This is a genomic window from Arthrobacter sp. RCC_34, assembly GCF_041360795.1.
Lineage (GTDB): Bacteria > Actinomycetota > Actinomycetes > Actinomycetales > Micrococcaceae > Arthrobacter_E.
Window position 1 is genome coordinate 232,776 of sequence record NZ_JBFUPW010000002.1, and the last position, 20,051, is coordinate 252,826.

Annotated in this window: 14 protein-coding genes; 5 read left to right on the forward strand and 9 right to left on the reverse strand. The window is 69.4% G+C overall.

Annotation, left to right across the window (positions count from 1 at the left end):
* Positions 1–225: 225 nt before the first annotated feature.
* Together AB6732_RS09885 and AB6732_RS09890 are read right to left on the reverse strand one after the other, a co-directional pair.
* A complete protein-coding gene (locus tag AB6732_RS09885; RefSeq protein WP_370959804.1) occupies positions 226–1,161 on the reverse strand; it encodes a hypothetical protein in 936 nt (311 codons plus the stop codon).
* A 154-nt stretch (positions 1,162–1,315) separates the two neighbouring features.
* Complete coding sequence (locus tag AB6732_RS09890) at positions 1,316–2,254, reverse strand: LysR substrate-binding domain-containing protein (protein ID WP_370959805.1); 939 nt, start codon at positions 2,252–2,254, stop codon at positions 1,316–1,318.
* A 239-nt stretch (positions 2,255–2,493) separates the two neighbouring features.
* Between AB6732_RS09890 and AB6732_RS09895 the strand changes: the two genes are divergently transcribed.
* Together AB6732_RS09895 and AB6732_RS09900 are read left to right on the forward strand one after the other, a co-directional pair.
* Complete coding sequence (locus AB6732_RS09895) at positions 2,494–3,612, forward strand: PrpF domain-containing protein (RefSeq protein ID WP_370959806.1); 1,119 nt, start codon at positions 2,494–2,496, stop codon at positions 3,610–3,612.
* Between the two features lie 10 nt (positions 3,613–3,622).
* Positions 3,623–5,062, forward strand: a complete 1,440-nt coding sequence (locus AB6732_RS09900; RefSeq protein WP_370959807.1) for an SLC13 family permease — start codon at positions 3,623–3,625, stop codon at positions 5,060–5,062.
* A gap of 76 nt (positions 5,063–5,138) precedes the next feature.
* Here AB6732_RS09900 and AB6732_RS09905 read toward each other — a convergent pair whose 3' ends face one another.
* A complete protein-coding gene (locus AB6732_RS09905; RefSeq protein ID WP_370959808.1) occupies positions 5,139–5,984 on the reverse strand; it encodes a 5'-nucleotidase, lipoprotein e(P4) family in 846 nt (281 codons plus the stop codon).
* A gap of 184 nt (positions 5,985–6,168) precedes the next feature.
* Complete coding sequence (locus AB6732_RS09910; protein ID WP_370959809.1) at positions 6,169–7,632, reverse strand: CitMHS family transporter; 1,464 nt, start codon at positions 7,630–7,632, stop codon at positions 6,169–6,171.
* Positions 7,633–7,817: 185 nt separating this feature from the next.
* Here AB6732_RS09910 and AB6732_RS09915 point away from each other — a divergent pair, with 185 nt between their 5' ends.
* Together AB6732_RS09915 and AB6732_RS09920 are read left to right on the forward strand one after the other, a co-directional pair.
* Positions 7,818–9,584: a Spo0B domain-containing protein gene (locus AB6732_RS09915; protein ID WP_370959810.1), complete on the forward strand. Its 1,767-nt coding sequence runs from the start codon at positions 7,818–7,820 to the stop codon at positions 9,582–9,584.
* Positions 9,581–10,267: a response regulator gene (locus AB6732_RS09920; protein ID WP_370959811.1), complete on the forward strand. Its 687-nt coding sequence runs from the start codon at positions 9,581–9,583 to the stop codon at positions 10,265–10,267. Before AB6732_RS09915 ends, AB6732_RS09920 begins: the two co-directional genes overlap by 4 nt.
* A 7-nt stretch (positions 10,268–10,274) precedes the next feature.
* On the opposite strand, the gene AB6732_RS09925 is transcribed toward AB6732_RS09920, so the two are convergent.
* On the reverse strand, positions 10,275–10,781 hold the full coding sequence (locus tag AB6732_RS09925) for a GNAT family N-acetyltransferase (RefSeq protein ID WP_278268550.1): 507 nt from the start codon (positions 10,779–10,781) through the stop codon (positions 10,275–10,277).
* 59 nt (positions 10,782–10,840) lie between these two features.
* On the opposite strand from AB6732_RS09925, the gene AB6732_RS09930 reads away from it, so the two are divergent.
* A complete protein-coding gene (locus tag AB6732_RS09930) occupies positions 10,841–11,350 on the forward strand; it encodes an N-acetyltransferase family protein (protein ID WP_370959812.1) in 510 nt (169 codons plus the stop codon).
* Between the two features lie 113 nt (positions 11,351–11,463).
* Here AB6732_RS09930 and AB6732_RS09935 read toward each other — a convergent pair whose 3' ends face one another.
* From AB6732_RS09935 to AB6732_RS09950, 4 genes are all read right to left on the reverse strand, one after another.
* Positions 11,464–12,339: an inositol monophosphatase gene (locus AB6732_RS09935; protein WP_370959813.1), complete on the reverse strand. Its 876-nt coding sequence runs from the start codon at positions 12,337–12,339 to the stop codon at positions 11,464–11,466.
* Positions 12,332–14,632, reverse strand: coding sequence for an NAD-dependent DNA ligase LigA (gene ligA / locus AB6732_RS09940; RefSeq protein WP_370960114.1), 2,301 nt, complete (start codon positions 14,630–14,632; stop codon positions 12,332–12,334). The genes AB6732_RS09935 and ligA overlap by 8 nt, the downstream gene beginning before the upstream one ends.
* A gap of 224 nt (positions 14,633–14,856) precedes the next feature.
* Complete coding sequence (locus tag AB6732_RS09945) at positions 14,857–19,296, reverse strand: FtsK/SpoIIIE domain-containing protein (RefSeq protein ID WP_370959814.1); 4,440 nt, start codon at positions 19,294–19,296, stop codon at positions 14,857–14,859.
* Complete coding sequence (locus AB6732_RS09950) at positions 19,293–19,997, reverse strand: hypothetical protein (protein WP_370960115.1); 705 nt, start codon at positions 19,995–19,997, stop codon at positions 19,293–19,295. The genes AB6732_RS09945 and AB6732_RS09950 overlap by 4 nt, the downstream gene beginning before the upstream one ends.
* Positions 19,998–20,051: the final 54 nt, after the last annotated feature.

A 20,051-nucleotide genomic window follows, 5' to 3' on the forward strand; every position in this document is an offset into this window, starting at 1 on the left:
GTTTCGGTGTCCGTATTTCCTTTGGGTGCGGCAATTGTGGCACCCAAAGGAAATACGGACACCGAATCAGGAACAACGGGTGAGGAGGTGTGGGCACGCCCGGTTCTCGCAAAAACTGGCGGACTCGCCGTCGTCGTGTCTGAACGCGCCCGAGTTCGCGTTCTGCGCCTCAATGGGGGCGCAGAACGCGAACTGGAGCGCAGAAACCGGGAGAAGCGCGCGGCCTCAGGCCTTCTGCGCGCGGCGGGACGTGCGCAGCACCACCAGCACGACGGCGGCCAGCGTGAGGGCCGTCGCCGCCCACTGGCCGGGCGACGGCCACGGTCCGAGTCCGGCGAGCGCCGCGGCAACCCCGACCACGGGCGGGACCGCGAGCCCGAGCAGCGCCGAGTAGGTGGCGCCGGCCGCGACGAGGATGCGGTGCTGCAGCAGGTACGCCGGCACGTACACCACGACACCGAGGATCACCAGGGAGAGCAGCGCGCCCGGGGAGATCGTCCCTCCGCCCAGGAGGTCCGCCCCGGCCCACACGAGCAACGGGAGGCACCCGAGTCCGAAGATCGGAAGGATCCGGGGCGCCATCGGGCCGGAGTACCCGGCGTTGGCGCGGGAGAAGTGGACGCCGTACCAGGCCATGGACAGCATGCCCGCGACGCCGGCTGCGATGCCGAGCCCCAGCGATTCGCCTTGCTGCCCCGGCGGTTTCTGCACCACGTACAGTGCCGCGCCCGCCACCGCGAGCAGCGCGACACCGAGGAACCACACCCCCGGGGACCGGCGGTTCAGCACCGCCTCGATCACCATGACCGTCAGCGGCGTGCCGACCATGATGAGCGCCGGAACAGCGGCCCCCGCGAAGTGGATCGCCGCCGTGGAGAAGATCGTGTAGGCGCTCACCCCGGTCAGTGCCAGGATCACGGTGGTGCCGCGCCGCATCCTCGGGACGGCGGCGCTGCCATCTGAAGGCCTGCCGCGGGTCACGAGCGCGCTCAGCAGGGCCAGACCCCCGACCGTGAAGACCGTCCGGCCGGCCGACGCCACGGCCACGGAGGTTCCGGTCAGGGTCAGGGCCACGAGAATCCACGTCGAGGCCAGGAGAAGGACCAGCAGAACGGAGTCGACGGCCAGCCGCCACGGCTTCATCGCCGCCTGTCCAGCCACGCGCACCCCTCCCCTGACGATTCGCCGCCGCCCACGACGACGGCGTTCACACCGGCGCCCGCCGGCCCGCCCAGTCAATCACGGGAGGCAGCCCAATCACTGGACGCCGCCGTCGTGGAGGATGCGCCGTCGCGGCGGGAGGGCGGCGAGCCGGCTACCGGTAGTCCGCGGCCCGCTCGCGGGCGACTTCGAGCAGTGTCGACTGGAAGGCGACCTCGGCCGGCGCGTAGACCTTGTCCTGACGCTGCGCCAGGAACACACGGCGGGACGGGGCGCCCGGGCCCAGGCTGATCACCTTGACGTCCGGATGCTGGAGCGCGACGGCGGTCTTCGGCACCATCGCCACGCCCATCCCGACGCTGACCATCGCCTGAGCCTCCTGGTAATCGTTCGCCAGGAACCCGATGGTGGGCTCGAATCCGGCGTCGTGGGCCGAACGCTGGAGCACCTCCACCACCGGATGCGACTCGGCGCGGACGATCCAGGACTCCTTCCTCAGCTCCTCCATGGAGATGACGTCCCGGTCGGCGAGCTGGTGGCTTCGGGACACGAGGAGCACCGTGCTTTCGTCGAAGACCTCGGTGATCCGGATCGAGTCGTCCTCGAACCGGTTCCAGGGGTAGTCCCACAGCAGGCACAGTCCCATGGCCCCCGAATGGAGACCTTTCAGCAATTCGTCGAAACGTGCGCTCCGCACGGACAGGCTGATGGCCGGATACCGCTTCTTGAAAGTCCGGAGGACCACCGGCAGGAAGGACCCGGCCAGCGTGGGGAAGGTGCCGATGGTCAAGGAGCCCCGCTTCAGGCCCGCGATCTCGGCGAGATCCGCTTGCGCCGCCTGCATCTGCGCCACGATCTTCCGGGCGTGGCCTGCCAGGAGCTGGCCGGCCTCCGTCGGCACCACGCCTCGGGATCTCCGGGTCAGGAGCGGCTGCCCGACCTCCTGTTCCAGCTTCCGCAATTGCTGAGAGACGGCAGACGGCGTGTACATCATGGCCTCGGCCGCGGCGGTCACCGATCCCTGCTCAACCACCTCCACCAGAAGCGCCAGGCGGCGGACATCGAACAATTCCTGAAAATCGTCGTTCAGCAATGCTTCACCCTCCTCGAAGATCGGTTCATTCTATACAGCGGACCCGCGCCGCCAGTGGTGACGGGCCCTGTTCTCGGATCGCTTCGATGCGCTTCCCGTCTCTGAGGCACCTCGCTCTCAATGAATGAAGAGACGCTACATAACCCCTCAATTATCCAACATTGTCTTCACATGTGATCTGCGTCAATCTCGAATCACCCGGGATTTCACTGACCACCACTGAAGGCAAGGACCATCTCATGAAGATCGAAGCAGAGTGGATGCGCGGAGGCACCAGCAAATGCTGGGTCTTCGAGAGCGCACAGCTCGGCGCGGCTCCGGCCGGACCGGACGTGCTGCTTCCACGCCTGTTCGGCAGCCCGGACAGTCGCCAGATCGACGGCGTCGGCGGCGCCACGTCGACCACCAGCAAGGCCGTCATCCTGGATCGCCCCGTCGACGGCGACGTGGACGTCGAGTTCACCTTCGCCCAGGTCGGCATCGAGGAGGCCACGGTCGACTGGGGCAGCAACTGCGGCAACTGCTCCGCCGTCGTCGGGCTGTACGCCATCGAAAAGGGCTGGGTGGTGCCCACCGGCGACGTCACCCGGATCGTCACCCGCAACACCAACACCGGGCAGATCATCGTCCAGGACGTGTCCACCCCGTCCGGCGCTCTGCCGATCGTCCCGCAGGCCGAGATGCCCGGCGTGCCGTTCCCGGGGTACCGCGTGGGCCTGGGCTTCCGGGACCCGGCCGGGAAGACGACCGGCGCGCTGCTCCCGACGGGTTCCCCCGTGGACACGCTGACCGTGGCCGGCACACCCTGGACCGTGTCGATGGTCGACGCCGGCGCACCGCTCGTGATCCTCCGCGCCGAGGATCTCGGCCTGGACCACGAGCGCCACGACGGCTGGAGCGCCACGGTCGTCCCGCAACTGGACGTCCTGGACGCCATCCGACGCGAGGCCGCGGTGCGCATGGGCATGGCCCGCACCCCGGAGGAGGCGGCGAGGGCCGTGCCCAAGCTCGCCGTCGTCGCGGCACCTGCATCCTCGGATCCGGACAGTGACCTCAGCGTCCTGATGCTCTCGATGGGCAAGCCCCACCCGGCCCTGGCCATCACCGGCAGCATCGCCCTGACTCTCGCCGCGCGGACGCCCGGCACGCTGCCCGCCGACGCGGTCCGCGCGACCCCCGGCGCCACCCTCCGGCTGCGAACGCCCGCCGGGGTCATCGAAACCTGGTCCGAGGAACGGAACGGCTCGCTGCTCGTCGGCGTCGACCGCACCGCCCGCACCATCGCCAGCACCGTCATCCACCTTCCGGAGGTCCTCGGCAGCGCCGTCGACACCTCCTTCGCCGGCGCCACTCAATGAGGAGAAAGCCATGAGCAACACCGCAGAAAAGACCAGACCCGCCTCCGGTGGGAGCACCCCGCCGACCCGGCCCGACCGGCGTCGCCGTATCCTTCTGGTGACGGTGGCAGCGATCGCAGCCGTGGGCCTGCTCGCCCTCCTGTTCGAAGGTGTCCTCTCCGGCCCCGCGGCGGCCACGGGATCGGAGAAGACCATGACCGCGACGCAGATCATCCCGCTCATCATCCTGGTGGTGATGTTCGTCGTCGCCACCAAATGGCCCCTCAACATCGGCGTGATGGGGCTCGTGGCGTCGTTCGGCGTCGGCTACTTCATGCTCGGCATGAGCGACAAGGAGATCCTCGCCGAATTCCCCGCCAACATCGTCCTGACGATCATCGGCGTCACGTACTTCTTCAGCATGGCCCAGCGGAACGGGACCATCGACATCATCGTCCAGGCCTGTGTGCGGATGGTCCGCGGCAAGACCATGCTCATGCCGTGGGTCTTCTTCCTCATGGCCGCCGCGCTGACGTCGCTCGGCACCTTCTCCCCCGCCGCCGTCGCGCTGCTGGCCCCCGCAGCCCTGGGTCTCGCCTATGAGTCACGCATCCACCCGGTGGTGATGGGGGCGTTCGTCATCAACGGCGCCCACGCCGGAGGCTTCTCGCCGCTGTCCGTGGCGGGCGTGCTGGTCCACGACATCGCCCTGAAGAACGGATTTCCCGTCGCCCAGGAGGCGCTGTTCCTGTCGAGCTTCACCGTCAACGTCATCCTGTCCGCCCTGACGCTCGTGGTCTTCAAGCTGATGGGCAAGCTGCGCGACCATCACGCCAACGGCTACACGGGCCCGGAGACCGGACAGCGCACCCGTCCGCACGGCCAGCAGGTCCTGACGCTGGTGCTGATCTTCGCCATCCTGGTGTGCACGCTGGGCTTCCACCTGCCGATCGGTTTCGTCGCCCTGTCCGCCGGACTCCTGTTGGCCTTCGTGAACATCAAGGAGCACACCACGTTCATCGGCGGTGTCTCCTGGTCCACCGTCCTCCTCGTGGCCGGCATGATCACCTACGTCTCGCTGCTGCAGCACCTCGGGGTCATCGACACCCTGGCCGAACTGGCCCTGGCCCTCGGCGCGCCCCTTCTGGTGGCCCTCGTGCTCTGCTACGTGATCGGCGTCGGCTCGGCGTTCGCGTCCTCGACGGCCCTGCTGACCGCGTTCATCCCGCTGGCCGGGCCGCTCCTGGCGACCAGTTCCCTGAGCGCCTCCGGCACCGTGGCCGCACTGGCCATCGCCGCCACCGTGGTGGATGTCTCGCCCTTCTCGACCGATGGCGCCCTCGTGGTCGCCAACGCCCGGGAAGACGACCGGCAGCGCGTCTACCGCCAGCTCATGATGTACGCGGGTGCCGTCGTCCTCACCGGCCCCGCCCTCGCCTGGGCGCTCCTGGTCCCCACGGGGATTCTGTGATCCAGCAGGCCTTCAACGACGCAGGACGGCGAGCGCATCATGGCACTCGCCGTCCTGTGGTGTTCCCGGAAGGGCCTCAGAGCACCTTGCCCTGGGCCGCCAGGAGCATCCGGGCGCGGTATTCCGGGGAGTCTGCCGGCTCGCTGGTGCCGAAAATGGCCCGGATCCAATGGCCGTCCGTGTTGTTCGGGAAGAGGATGAAGTCACGGCCGAAGCGCTCAGCGTCCTCGGCGGCGAGGGTGCGGCGCTCCTGGACAGACTTCACGTAGTAACGACGGCGGAAGTCGTTCAGGTTGTCACCGAGGAACGCGATGACCTGGTACTTGTCTGCGATGGCCTGTTGGGCCGGTTCCTTGTTGGATGACTCGCGTTGGAAGACGGCGTGCTCGTCATCGGCGAAGGCCAGGCCCGCGTGCCGCAGGTTCGCGACGCCGATCTGCTGGGTGTCCGGGCCCTGATCGCGCTGGGAGACGTAGAAGATCTCGACGCCGCGGCTTTCCGCGTACCGGGAGAATTCGACGGCGCCGGGCGTCGCGGTGGGGCCGTTCTCCCGGACCCAGGCGTCCCACAGTTCGTCGTCGAACGCCTGCTTGCCCGCGGCGATCAGCATCTCCCAGTACGGGTTGGAGGACAGGACGGTGTCGTCGACGTCGGAGATGAAGGCCAGCGGTTTGGCGCCCCGCCGCCGCTGCCCGACTCCCCGGAGGACGTTGTCGAGACGGTCGCGGGCGATGTTGAACGCCTGCCGGTACAGCATGTCGCGCTCGGCGGCGGTGACCCGCCACGCCACGGCCGCAGACAGGATGTTCTGCACTTCCGGCGACGCCTCGGCCTGGGCGGGTCCGGCGGTGAAAAGCGCCAGGCCTCCTGCCACTCCGCTGGCGCCCAGCCCCTTCAGCATGGTCCGGCGTTCAATTCCCATGGGTCCTCCTTGATCACAGTGACGCACGTCACGTCGGCTAGTAAACCAATGTTTATCGGGAGGCACCAGAATCCGCCGGAATATGTCTCACATCGGACCCGGAACCGCGAATGCGGGGTCACTCAAGGCCGGATGACGATGGTTCATCCGGCCTTGAGTGACCCCGCATTTCAGAAGCGAGAGGCTAGTGGCCGATGCCGATGGCCCCCGTCAGGACGCCGACGACCAGCATCACGAGGGACACCACCGCGGCGCGCCACAGGACCTTCTTGTGGTGGTCACCCAGCTCGACCTTGGCCAGGGAGACCAGCAGGAGGATGGCCGGGACCAGCGGCGACTGCATGTGGAACGGCTGACCGGTGATGGAGGCGCGGGCCATGTCCGCGGCGCTCAGGCCGTAGTGACCGGCGGTCTCGCTCAGGATCGGCAGCACGCCGAAGTAGAAGGCGTCGTTGCTCATGAAGAACGTCATCGGGATGCTCAGGAGACCGGTGATGATCGCCATGAACGGGCCCATGCTGGACGGGATGATCGCGACGAGCCACTCAGACATGGCCTTGACCATGCCCGTGCCATTCAGGACACCGGTCAGGACGGCGGCCGCCATGACCATGCTGACCACGGCCACGATCGACTGTCCGTGCGCCACGAGGGCCTTCGCCTGGTCCTTGACGTGCGGGAAGTTCACCAGGAGGGCGATGCCCGCACCGACCATGAAGATGTACGGCAGCGGCAGCACATCCATGACGAGCAGGACCATGATGGCCAGGGTGAGAGCGAAGTTGAACCAGATCAGCTTGGGACGCAGCGTCTCGCGGGTCGGATCCAGGGCGGTCTCGGCCAGGGTGCCGGAACCGTCGGACGAGCCACCGGCGGAGCCGCCGCCCGTGGTGATCTTCTGCAGCAGAGCCGTGCGGGTGCCGATGCGGCCACCGCTCGCCTTGGACAGAGCCGAGCCGTTCTTGACGTCGGCGACGTCGAGGGCGGTGCCGCCGTCGTACGACGCCGCGGCGCCCCAGCGCTCCGGCTCGGCGACCATGAGGCGCTTGCGCTCCATGAGACCCAGGCCCCAGGAGAACACGAGGACCACGACGAGGCCGGCCAGGAGGCCCGGGACCATCGGGACGAAGACGTCGGAGACGTTGATCTTCAGGGCGGACGCGGCGCGGGCGGTCGGACCGCCCCACGGCAGGATGTTCATGGTGCCGTTGGCGAGGCCGGCGACACAGGTCAGGACGACCGGGCTCATCTTCAGGCGCAGGTAGACCGGCAGCATCGCGGCCGTGGTGAGGATGAAGGTGGTGGAACCGTCGCCGTCCAGGGAGACGGCCATCGCCAGGACCGCGGTGCCCAGGACGACCTTGGCCGGGTCGTTGCCGAGCTTGCGGAGGATGAACCGGACCAGCGGGTCGAACAGACCCACGTCGATCATGGTGCCGAAGTAGATGATGGCGAACATGAGCAGTGCGGCCGTGGAGGTCATGGACTTCATGGACGTCATGACCATGTCCCCGATGCCCAGACCGGCCCCGGCGAAGAGGCCGAAGATGGTGGGCACCAGGATGAGCGCCAGCACTGGCGTCATCTTCTTGGTCATGATCAGAACCATGAAGACTGCGATCATGGCGAAGCCGAGCAGGACTAGCATCGCTGCGCTCCTTAGGTGAAAGTGTCGGGTGCGTCACACCGATGTGACGCTCGCCATAGACGCTAAGGTGGCGCGCGTCACGCGTCGGTCTTAAGCGCGCTTGATGCCGCTTGTGCTTGTTGAGCGCGTTCTGCTCATTTAGCTCAGGACGCTTTTGGGGTAGGCTCGCCGCCGAAGGGAGTGCGATGCGAACACTGAAGTTCTCCACGCAGACGCTGCTGCTGCAGATCGCGGTGGTGCTGCTGACGGTCCTCCTCTTCGCCCTGGCCTTCGGCGTCATCATGGTCGAGCGGATCACCCAGGAGGCCGAACAGCGCGCCCTCACCCTCGCCCGCACCATCGCGTCCCAGCCTCAGGTGCGGCAGGAGGTGGCCCGGATCAGCGCGGCCACCGGAACTCCCCCGTCCACCGTCCTGGACCGCGGCCCCCTGGAGTCCATCGCCGAATCGGCGCGGCAGAGGACGTCCGCCCTGTTCGTCGTCATCACGGACGAGACCGGCGTCCGCCTCGCCCATCCCGACCCGCAGCGGCTCGCCGAAAAAGTCAGCACCGACCCGTCCGAAGCCCTGGCGGGCAAAGAGGTCGTCACCCGCAACACGGGCACGCTCGGACCGTCGGCAGGAGCCAAGGTGCCCGTCTACGCTCCGGACACGACGGCGGGCGGGGGCGCCGCCGTCGTCGGCGTGGTGAGCGTCGGCTTCGCCCGGGAGCCGCTGGGCAGCGCGCTGCTCGGAGCGTCCGGACCGGTGATCGTGACCGCGTGCGGCGCCCTCGCCGCGGGAGTGGGCGCGTCGATGCTGCTGCGCAAGCGGCTGCGGCGGCTCACCCTCGGCATGGAGCCGGAGGATCTGACCACCCTGGTCCAGGACCAGGTCGCGGTGCTGGAGACCACGCATGAAGGCGTGATCGGGGTGTCCACGGGCGGCAGGGTGACCGTGGTCAACGCGACGGCGCAGGAGCTGCTCGGGCTCCCGGATCTGCAGGGGACCCCCTGGGCGGACGCCCCTGTCCCGGAGCAGCTGCGTGACCTGACACGGCAGGAGGCCGCCGAGGACGACGTGCTGGAACTCGTGGCCGGCGCGCGCGTCCTCCTGGCCACCGCCCGGAAGGCCGTGCACGACGGCGAGGACCTGGGCTGGGTGGTCTTCCTCCGCGACCGCACGGAGCTGGCCCAGCTCACCCGCCAATTGGAGTCGGTCAGCACCATGAGCTCCGCCCTCCGCGCGCAACGCCATGAGTTCGCCAACCAGTTGCACACCATCTCGGGGCTCCTCGACCTCGGCGACACCGCACGGGCCGCGGAGTACGCGCACCGTCTCGTGGAGACCGGCCCCCTGGAATTCCCGGTCGAGGGCCTGGAACGCCTGCCCGAGCCGTACCTTCAGGCGTTCATCGGGGCGAAGGGCATCCGGGCCCGAGAACGCGGCGTGACCCTGCGAGTCGGCGAGGACACCTTCATCCGGGGTTCGGTCAAGGCGCCGCACGACGTCACCACGGTGCTCGGGAACCTCATCGACAACGCCATCAACGCGGCGGTGTCCGGCACCCGTGTCGGCGCCGGGGGCCCTGGCGCCGACGAGGGCGCCGACGGCGAGCGCTGGGTGCGCGTGGACCTGCTGGACGAACCGGGCCCGGAACCTCTCGACGGCTCTCCGCGGCTGGGGACTCTGCACGCCGTGGTCGCCGATTCCGGGGACGGGGTGGCCGAACCCGACCGGCTCTTCGAGAAGGGCTACACCGCCTCCCGCGTTCCGGGTCACGGGCTGGGCCTGAAACTGGCGCTGGAGCTCGCGCAGCGCCGGGGCGGCGAGGTGACACTTCTCGACGCCGGGGGCCCGGGGCCCGGCTCCGCCTGCGACGGCGGTTCCGCCAGTACCCGTTCCGGCGCGGTCTTCGCCGTCCGCCTGCCCACCGCCATGATGTTCACCACCACGTCCGGGGAGGACACATGAGCCAGGATTTCACCGTGCTGATCGTCGATGACGACTTCCACGTCGCCACGCTGCACTCCAATTACGTCCAGGCCGTGCCCGGGTTCTCGGTGGTCGGCCACGCGGGCAACGCGCAGCAGGCCCTGCAGGCGTTCCACTCGCTGCGCCCGGACCTCGTGCTGCTGGACGTCTATCTGCCGGACGGCTCGGGGCTCGACGTGCTCCGCCAGCTCGATTGCGACGTCATGATGCTCAGCGCCGCGGCCGATCCCCTGTCCCTGCGGATGGCTTTCCGCCGCGGAGCCCTGGCGTATCTGCTCAAGCCGTTCGGCGGGGAGGAACTAGCTCAGCGCCTCCGCGCGTACGCACGGTACCGGCGACTGCTGGAGAAGACGACGGGCCTGGATCAGGAGGCCGTGGAGCGGGCCCGGCGTGCGCTGCTCAGCTCGGACGGGCCGGCGGTATCCTCACCGGCGCGGACGCGCAGCGCCACCGAACAGTCCATCCTGGAGGCCCTCGGCGGCATCGAGGGCGGACCTGCCGGGGAGGCGCTCTCGGCGCTGGAGGTCGCGGAGCGGGTCGGGGTGTCCCGCGCCACGGCGCAACGGTACCTGTCCTCGCTGGCCGACGACGGCGCCGTCGAGATCCAGCTCCGCTACGGCACCACCGGGCGACCGGAACACCGCTACGCGCGGCGGGCGTGAGCGTCGCTCAGGCGACATCCAGGCGGTAGACGAGCAGGCGGGCCTCCTTGTTGGGGGTCCACCAGTCACGCTCGGGGACGCGTTCGAAGCCCATCGAGCGGTACAGGCCGTGTGCGCTCTCCCAGCTCTCGCCCGTGGTGAGGGAGACGGCGGAGATGCCGGGCCGGCGTCGCGCCTCGGCGAGGATGGCCTCGACCATGGCCCGGCCGGCGCCGCTGCGCTGCACGCCAGGGTCCACGACCAGGAGACGGAATTCGAGCTCACCCGCACGGGCGATGTCCGACCAGGCGTCGCCCTCGACTGCCAGCGTGACCGAGCCGATCACGGCGCCGTCGCGCTCCGCCACCCAGATCTCGGCCACCTCGGCGCGCTCCGCGACCTTGCGGATGTGCTGGAGGTAAGGGAACTCGGGATCCGTGAAGTACCCCGCTGCGAGGTAGGCGTCCACCGTGATCCGGGCGATCTCCGGGTAGTCGGCGGGCAGGGCGGGGCGGATCAGAATCTCGGATGGCACCCATCAATGGTAGTCGTTTCATGAAGTGCTCGCTTGACAACCGTGGCTAGGATGGGCCAATGGTGCCCAGTTTCACATTCCGCCCGCCCCTGCCGTCCGACGTCGAAAGCCTCGCCGTCCTTCATGTGCGCTGCTGGCGCGAGGCCTACGGGCACCTGCTCCCCGAGGAGTTCTTCACCGAGGAACGTCTCGAGAGCCGACGCCGGCTCTGGGCGATGCTGACCGCGCCGCCAAGCGAAGCGCCGCAGCCGGGCCAGACCATCAGGGTGGCCGAGGCGGCCGGCGAAGTGGTCGGCTTCGCGGGTGGGGGTGCGCCCCTCGACCCCGAGGAGGCCTCCCTCGGCCAGAACCTCTCGATGCTGTACTTGCGGCAGGACTTCCACGGCAGCGGCGCAGGTCAGGCCCTGTTCGACGCCGTGCTCCCGTCCGGCCCGGCCTTCCTGTGGGTGGCCCAGGACAACCCTCGCGCCCAGGCGTTCTACCGCCGGAACGGCTTCGTCCTGGATGGCGTCGAGGACGTGCTGGAGGACTTCGGCGGCATCACGGAAGCGCGCATGGTCCGTCGCTGAAAGACCCACGGTTCTACGGTTCACCCCCGGAAATTTCCGTGGGTGAACCACGGAACCGTGGGTCGAACGGCGTCAGTCCGGACGGCTGCGGTCCGGTCTGTGGCGATCCGGTCCTAGAGCGGGAAGCGGGCGGCGTCCTCCAGCGCCCCGGCGCACGTCCAGGCTTCGAGCCGTTCCGCGTCCGAGGGGCCGCCGTCGAGAGGGCTGCGGAGATTCGGCCGCCGCACCCAGCAGCCGGCTTCCTCGGCCACGAGCGCTCCGGCGGACCAGTCGTGCTCGTTGAGGCCGCGTTCGCCATAGCAGTCGTGGGTTCCGTCGGCCACGAGACAGAGGTCCAGCGCGGCCGAACCCAGCCGCCGCAGGTCCGCGAGACCGTCCATCAGCTGCGGGAGGGACGCGGCCTGCTCGGCGCGCACACCGGCGTCGTAGGAGAATCCGCTGGCCAGGATGCGGCCGCGGTGGCCCTCCGGCGGCCCGGTGAGACGACGCGGTTCCGGATTCCCGCTCACAGCGTCCAGAAGCCACGCTCCCCCGCCGCGCGTCGCCCAGTACACGCGCCGGAGCGCCGGAGCGTCGACCACACCGGCCACCCAGCTCCCGTCCGGAGCCGCGACGGCCACGCTCGTGGCGAAGTACACGATGTTCCGGATGAAGTTGGTGGTGCCGTCCAGCGGGTCGATGGACCAGCGGTAGCCGCTGGGGCTGTCCGGAGCCGTGGTGCCGTGCTCCTCACCGGTGATGACGTCATGGGGCCGGTGCCGCGTGATGACGGCCCGCACGGCGGCCTCCGCCTGACGGTCGAACTCGGTGACCCAGTCATTGTCGCTGGACTTGTTGTCCGCGCCGCCGGTGACGTCCTCCTGGCTCAGCGTGGCCCGCCGGGCCAGGATGGCGGCGCCGGCTGCGGCGGCTTCCCGGGCGATGGCGAGAAGTTCCTCCGTGGACGGCGGCTCGTGAGGGGTGCCGCCCGAAACGTGCTGCTCACTCATCCCCGGACTCCTCCGAAAGGTCGACGGACGGCGCCTCCTCGGCCGTCTCGGACTCTCCTCCAGGCAAGCCCGCGGGGCCCTTCTCCAGGAGGATCCGGAAGGCATCCTCATCCAGGACGGGGACACCCAGCTGCTCGGCCTTCTCCAGCTTGGACCCCGCCGCCTCTCCGGCCACCACGTAGGAGGTGTTCTTCGAGACCGAGCCCGCGGCCTTGCCGCCACGGATGATGATGGCCTCCTTGGCCTGGTCCCGGCTCAGGGTGGGCAGGGTTCCCGTGACCACGACGGTCAGGCCTTCGAGGGTCTTCGGCATGGATTCGTCCACCTCATCGGCCATCCGCACCCCGGCAGCGGCCCAGGCGTCCACGATGTTCACATGCCAGTCGTCGGCGAACCACTCCTTGACCGCGGCGGCGATGGTCGGCCCCACCCCGTCCACGTTGGCCAGCTGCTCCTCCGACGCCTCGCGGATCGCGTCCATGGACCCGAAGGCGGTGGCCAGGGCCCGGCTGGCCGTGGGCCCGACGTGCCGGATCGACAGTGCCACGAGCACGCGCCAGAGCGGCTGCGACTTCGCCTTCTCCAGCTCGGTGAAGAGCTTCTTGGTGTTGGCGCTCGGCCCGGCCGGCGACTTGGCCGTGCCCTGGGTCCAGAAGTACGGCTTCAGCTCCCAGACGCCGGTGCCCGCACCCTTCACGCGCTTCTCGCGCCAGACCTTCACTTCGCCGAGCGCGGCGCGCAGATCGGCGCCCGCCGTCTCCGAGGCGAGGTCGAAGACCCGTGACTCATCCGTCAGAACGCCAGGCCCGGTCGGCTGGACCAGCCCCCCGGTCCCGGCAGGGTCAGGTCCCGGGCCGGCCGTCAGCGCGAGCGCGGCTTCGTCGCCCAGGGCCTCGATGTCGAAGGCGCCGCGCCCGGCCAGATGCGCCACCCGCTGGCGGAGCTGGGCGGGGCAGGAGCGGGCGTTGGGGCAGCGGAGGTCGACGTCGCCCTCCTTGCCCGGAGCCAGTGGCGTGCCACAGGACGGGCAGGTCTCCGGCATGACGAAGGCGTGCTCGGTGCCGTCCCGCAGGGCGAGGACCGGGCCGACGATCTCCGGGATGACGTCGCCGGCCTTGCGGAGCACCACGGTGTCCCCGATCAGGACGCCCTTGGCCTTCACGACGTCCTGGTTGTGGAGGGTGGCCATCTCGACGGTGGACCCCGCCACCTTGACCGGTTCCATGACGCCGTACGGGGTGACGCGGCCCGTGCGGCCGACGTTGACCCGGATGTCCAGGAGTTTGGTGTGCACTTCCTCCGGCGGGTACTTGTAGGCCACCGCCCAGCGGGGCACGCGGGACGTGTGGCCGAGCTGGCGCTGCACGGCGAGCTGGTCCACCTTGACCACGATGCCGTCGATCTCGTGGATCAGGCTGTGACGCTTCTCGCCGTACTCGGCGATGAACGCGAGGACCTCCTCGAGCGTGTCCAGCACCTTGAAGTACGGACTGGTCGGCAGGCCCCATTCCTGGAGCAGGGCGTAGAAGTCCGACTGGGACGCCAGGTCCAGCCCTTCGTGGCGGCCGATGCCGTGCACGTACATCGACAGCGGACGCTTGGCGGTCTCGGCGGGATCCTTCTGACGGAGCGATCCGGCGGCCGCGTTGCGCGGATTGGCCAGCGGCGCCTTCCCCTGCGCGATGAGGACCTCGTTGTACTCCTCGAACGCCTTGGACGGGATGAACACCTCGCCCCGGATCTCCACCTCAGCCGGGTGCCCCGTGCCGGAGAGCTCCCGCGGGATCTCCTTGATGGTCAGGACGTTGTGGGTGATGTCCTCGCCGGTGGTGCCGTCGCCACGGGTCGCCGCGCGGACCAGTTTGCCGTCCCGGTACAGCAGGTTCACGGCGAGGCCGTCGATCTTCAGCTCCGTGAGCCAGCGCGGCGTCGCCAGTCCGAGGGTCTGCGTGCTGGCGAGCGTCTTCTCGACCCACGCCGTCAGTTCCTCGAGGGAGAAGACATCCTCCAGGCTGTACATGCGGCTCAGATGCCCGACGGCGGCGAACGCCGAGGACACCTCGCCGCCGACTTCCTGCGTGGGCGAGTCATTCGACACCAGTTCGGGGTGCAGCGCCTCGAAGCGCTCCAGGCGCAGATACAGCTCGTCGAATTCGGCGTCGCTGATGAGGGGCTCGTCCTCCTGGTAGTAGGCGTGCCGGTACCGGCGGACCTCATCCGCTAGGACCTGGTACTCCTCACGGAGGGCCTCCGCCGGGGTGCCATCGGAAGGCTCCACGACGTCGTCTTTCATCACGGGTGCCACGGGATTCTCGCTCACCCCTCCATCCTGCCACGCGGCACTGACATCGGAGGAGGGTGTTCGCGGCGGGAGGGGTGGGAGACCCTGACAGCGCCGTTGTCGCGTGGAAACGCCCGCCCGGCGCCCTGTCAGGAATGAACAGGACGCCGGGCGGGCGTTGGAGCGCAGGCGCCGAAGGGTCTCCCACCCCTCCCGCCCCGCCCGTGGCTCCGGGGTCAGGCCTCCGGGGGCAGAGCCACCTGGACCTTGCGGACCTTGCCGCGGGCGATGACGTACCCACGGCCCGGGATGAACTGGTCCTTGATCCGGCCGAGGCTCGTGCTCAGGAGCGAGTCGCCGTCCATGTCTCCCGGGTTGAGCAGGAGGCCGCGGCGGCCGGACTTGAACGGCTGCGCCAGCTGCCACGCGGAGGACCAGGTCGAGGTCTCGGACTCGGCCACCACCCACTGGCCCGACTTCACGGACTCGGTGACCAGACGGGCCAGTCCTGGCTCCGCCATGGAGTCCGTGAACTCGGTGAGGCCCTCGATGAAGAAGGCGACCCGGCCCGGCCGTTCCTGCGCGAACTCGAGCAATTCGTCCACACCCATCTCGACGTCGTCGGTCCCCACGAACGCCTTGTCCCAGACCTTGAGCGAGCCGACGGCGGAGCGCCGGGAGCCGAGGTACACGGCGGTGCCGCCGGGGTTGGCCTTCTTGTAGGCGTGCGCCAGGGTGACCAGGGCCGTGGTACGGCCCGAGCCGGGAGGGCCGGACACCATGAGCGCGCCTTCGGTGGGCACCTGGGCCGGAGTGAGGGTCTCGTTGTCCACGCCGAAGGCCGCCATGCCGGGGCTCGCGACCGGCAGGATGCCGAGGTCGACCGATTCCGGCAGACGCTGGATCCCCGGCGCTTGCTGGATGCCGCGGCGGAGCATCGCCTCGCGGAGCTTCTGCACGCCACGGGCCTGCAGCGCGAGGTTGGGGGTGCCGCCCAGCACGGCCAGCTGCACTTCCAGGCCGTCCAGCATGCCGCGGCCCGGAGGGGACGAGGCGTCCAGGACGTCCTTCGGGGCATCCAGGGTGATGTAGTCATCGACGGCGGACAGGCGCAGGATCAGCCGCTTCTGAATGGAAGCCAGCAATGCGGTGGGCACCGAGCCGGGGCGGTCACCGGTCACCACGAGGTGGATGCCGAGCGGGCGGCCGTCCGTGGCGAGCTGGAGGAAGATCTCCCAGATCCCGGCGCTGCTGGAGTACTCGTAGGAGTCCCGGAACGCGCTGATGCCGTCCACAAGGACGAAAATCCGCGGCTCGTCCGGCCGTTCGGCGAGCTTCCGGTACTCCACGATCGTGGAGGCCTTGACCTCGGAGTAGCGGCGCGCCCGTTCCTCGGAGACGTCCCGGAGCCAGCGGAGCAGACGGCCCACGCGCTCCTCGTCGTCGCCGTCGATCACGGCGCCGACGTGGGGCAGGACCTCGAGCATCGTCAGACCGGCGGAGCCGCAGTCGATTCCGTACACGTGCACGGGACCCCCGCGCGGTGTCACGGCGGCGGCGACGGCGATGCTGCGCAGGGCCGACGACTTGCCGGAACCGCCGGTGCCGAAGATCGCCATGTTGCCGTCGCGGTCGGGCCGGTAGAACACCAGGGGCTGGGTCTGATGGGCCGCGTCGTCGCCGACACCCAGCAGCAGTTCCTCATCGGTGAGCGGGCCCTGCAGCTCGGAGAAGTCGTACGCCGACTGGAGCACTGGAAGCCACGGCTTGCGGGGCGGCTCGATCGCGAGCAGATCCGCGGCGGCCTTGATGGTCTCGGTCATCCGGGCGATGTCGTTCGGACCCGTGGGCTCGGGCTCCGGCTCGCGCAGCCCGGCATCGACCTCCCACACGGCGCCAGCGCCGAAGTTCATCTCCACGATGTCGATCTGAGGACGTGGCGGACGTTCCGTCGTCCAGCCACCGGCGTACCCGGTCTGGAAGCTCTGCAGACGTCCGGGACCGGTCTTGGCGGCGGCACGGCCGGGGATCGCGGGGTCGAAGTACGCCGCCAGCGGCGTGCCGATCACGTCCGTGGCGTCGTCCTCGTCCGCCATGCGCAGCGCGACGCGGAGATTCGTGTTGGCGCGCAGGCTGCCGCGGATCACACCGGACGGCTGCTGCGTGGCCAGGATCAGGTGCACGCCGAGCGAACGGCCACGCGCGGCGACGTCCACGACGCCGTCCACGAACTCCGGCATCTCATTGGCCAGAGCGGCGAACTCGTCCACGATGATGACGAGGTACGGCGGGGCGTCCGGATCGGCCTCGCGCTGCATGGCCAGGAGGTCCTTGGCCTTCTTCCGGTTCAGCAGGTGCTCCCGGTAATGCAGCTCGGCCCGGAGCGAGGTCAGGGCTCGGCGCACCAGGTGCGGCGAGAGATCGGTGACCAGGCCGACGGTGTGGGGCAGCTGGACACAGTCGGCGAACGCGCTGCCGCCCTTGTAGTCCACCAGCAGGAAGCTGAGCCGATCGGGGCTGTAGGCGGAGGCCATGCCCATGATCCAGGACTGCAGGAACTCGGACTTGCCGGCACCAGTGGTGCCGCCGACGAGGGCGTGCGGGCCCTCATTCTTCAGGTCGAGGAACATCGGTTCGGAACCCGTGGAGCCCACGAGCGCGCGAAGGGTTCCGTTGTCCTTGCGGTTGGGGATCGCCGTGCTGTGAATGGAGTTGTTCTCCTTCCACCGCTCCCCCACCGCGTTGGCCGAGTCGAGCAGGTCGCGGCCGAGGAGGTTCACGAAACTGACGCTGCGCGGCAGGTTCGAGTCGTCCTCCACCGGACGTCCGACGTCGACGACGGAGGTCAGCATGCGGGCCAGCTGGGTCGCCAGCTGCTCATCCACGCTCTCGCAGCTCACGGGGTAGCTGTGCCGCCCCAGCCGGACCTGGCCGGTGGTGGCGCCCTGACCGCCGTCGACCACCATGAAGTCGCGGCAGGCCGCGGGCAGCGACTGCACGTCCGCGGCGAGCCACATGATGTGGACGCCGGTGTCCGCGCCGCGCTCCACCAGACGGGTCAGGCGGCCGCGGTCCACGGGGGCGTCGTCCTCGACGACCACCAGGACCTCGGGGACGACGGGTGCCGGCGGGTCGACCAGATCGTCCTTGAGCTCGCCGCGCGGAGACGGGACCGGTTCCTTGCGGCCCGCGGCACGCTCGTCCACGAGGGCCTCGAGACGCTCGAGGAGGGCGGTGCCCGCGGCCTGACCGGCGGCGAGGTGGTCGCCGGAGAGCGGGCTGTGGCCGGAACCGACGTGCGGCAGCCACTTGAGCCACGCCCAGCGGTCCTTCGACCGGGTGGAGGTCATCGCGGCGATGACGACTTCGGCGGGCGAATGCAGACCCACGAGCTGGACGACCAGACCTCGCGCGACGTCGTCCATCACGGCCCGCTCACCGGCCACGCCGAAGGAGCCGGAGTGCCGGAGCTGGGAGACGAGCGGCACGCCGTCGATCGTGGAGTAGTACGCGATCGCCTCCTGGATCTCCCGGGCGTAGACCGCCTCGGTGTCACGGTCCTGCGGCTCCTCGATCTCGACGCGCGACGGCGCCGTCCCCAGTCCGAGCCGCAGCGAGAGGAAGCCGCGGTGTTCGGTGCGGTGGGTCCAGAGCAGCGGACCCAGCCGGTAGATCGCGTCCACCGTGTCCGCGACCGAGGGGGTCTCCTGCAGCCGGACGGACCGTTCCACCTTCTGCAATTCCGTCATCTCCGAGCGGAACTGGTCCATGCCCTCGCGGAACTGCCGCAGCTGTTCCTTGAAGCGCTTCCCGGAGTGCCGCTTCTGCTCCCACCAGTGCCCGATGGCGAAGAGCGGCATGAGCGCCATGAAGACCACGCTCGTGATGTTCTGGGTGATGGCGAACAGCGCCGCGCCCATGAACAGCGGCAGCATCATCATCAGGATGGGGAACGGTTCCTTCTCCCGCGGCTGCGGACCCTTGGGCGGGACCTTCTTCCGCACGGGGAAGCGCGCCACGACGCGCGGTGACCGGTTGAAGTCCACCATGGGCTGGGTGGCGACGGCGGCCTGGTTCCGCTGGACCGTGATGATGGAGACCGTCGTGTCACCGAGCGTGATGGTGTCCGAGGAGCCCAGGACCGCGCGGGTCACCGGCAAGCCGTCCATGAGGAGGCCGTTGGCGGAGTTGGTGTCCACCACCTCCACGGTCTCGCCCACGAGGATGCGGGCGTGGCGCTTCGAGGTGAGCGGGTCGCTCAGCCGGATGTCGCTGTCCCGGCCGCGGCCGATGTAGCTGGTGCCGGAGGGCAGCGGGAACTCGCGTCCGGCGTCGGGCCCTGCCAAGACCCTCAGCGTCGCGACGGCGGGGCCGCCGGCCTGCTGATGGGTCGCGAAGGCCTGGCTGACCGGCGCGATGGAGACGGCGGAGCCGGGCCTCAGACCGGATTCGAGGAGCTTGGCGTCCGGGTCCAGGACCTGCCCGCGCATGGCGCCGCCCACATAGGACTCCTCGACCAGCAGACTCATCCGGCCGGGGTCGGCGGGGTTGGGCCGGTCGGGGTCGGCGAGCCAGAGTTCCCGGGCGATGTCCGAGACGGTCGCGCTGCCGTCGACTGTGACGGCCAGGTCTTTGCTGTCGAGGTCTCCGCGTCGGAGTGTCAGGCGGAGTTTCACTCGCCGGCCTCACCTTTCATCTGTTCGAGCAGGGGCAGGTCCGCGGCGGTCACCAGGTGCGAGGTGACCGCGTGCTCCACGAGGCGGGCGCGGCGGTTCATGGCGAGCTTGCCGCCGCCGCCCCGCAGACCGGCGACGCCCACACGGTCCAGCTTGTCGCACACGTTGTCGAGCTTGCGGTTGAAGCGCGTGAGGGCCCATCCGAGCCGGCGGGCGGCTTCGGCCGAGCTCGGGATCGCACTGAATCCGGTGCCTTCACGGCGCAGCATCGGCTCGGCGAGCGCCACGATGATCGCCTTCTGGGAGTCGGTGAAGACCACCGGGCCGATCGTGGTCTCACCGTCCGCCTCCGGGTCCTTGGCCTGGTGCCGGAACGCCGGGCTGTTCTGGTGCACGGAGAACTCGTACGTGGTGGGACCGGCAGTGAAGACGACCGTCGTGAGACCGAACACCAGCGGGATCCGGGCGCCCGGCGCGAGCCAGGCCTGCATGCCGCCGGACCCGTCCGCGATGGTCGCCGAGATCATGGAGCCCACGTTGCTGAGCCACCAGATCCCGTCGTAGCGGGCCACTTCCAGGAAGCGGCGGTGCAGATACGGGTTGTCATCGATCGCGAGGTCGCCCTCGCGTCCGATCACGAAGACCTCGTCGGGGACCGGTTCGAACCATTCCCCGCAGTAGTCGATGGAGAGTTCCCTCACGGGCTCCTGCCCTGGCTCGATCATCCTGTACTCCTCACGCTTTCAGTCCCCCGC

What these genes read in the sequence shown, in the direction of transcription:
- AB6732_RS09895 (WP_370959806.1), top strand. Translation starts at nt 2,494, where the DNA reads ATGAAGATCGAAGCAGAGTGGATGCGCGGAGGCACCAGCAAATGCTGG.
- AB6732_RS09900 (WP_370959807.1), top strand. Translation starts at nt 3,623, where the DNA reads ATGAGCAACACCGCAGAAAAGACCAGACCCGCCTCCGGTGGGAGCACC.
- AB6732_RS09905 (WP_370959808.1), bottom strand. Translation starts at nt 5,984, where the DNA reads ATGGGAATTGAACGCCGGACCATGCTGAAGGGGCTGGGCGCCAGCGGA.
- AB6732_RS09910 (WP_370959809.1), bottom strand. Translation starts at nt 7,632, where the DNA reads ATGCTAGTCCTGCTCGGCTTCGCCATGATCGCAGTCTTCATGGTTCTG.
- AB6732_RS09915 (WP_370959810.1), top strand. Translation starts at nt 7,818, where the DNA reads ATGCGAACACTGAAGTTCTCCACGCAGACGCTGCTGCTGCAGATCGCG.
- AB6732_RS09920 (WP_370959811.1), top strand. Translation starts at nt 9,581, where the DNA reads ATGAGCCAGGATTTCACCGTGCTGATCGTCGATGACGACTTCCACGTC.
- AB6732_RS09930 (WP_370959812.1), top strand. Translation starts at nt 10,841, where the DNA reads ATGGTGCCCAGTTTCACATTCCGCCCGCCCCTGCCGTCCGACGTCGAA.
- AB6732_RS09935 (WP_370959813.1), bottom strand. Translation starts at nt 12,339, where the DNA reads ATGAGTGAGCAGCACGTTTCGGGCGGCACCCCTCACGAGCCGCCGTCC.
- ligA (WP_370960114.1), bottom strand. Translation starts at nt 14,632, where the DNA reads ATGAAAGACGACGTCGTGGAGCCTTCCGATGGCACCCCGGCGGAGGCC.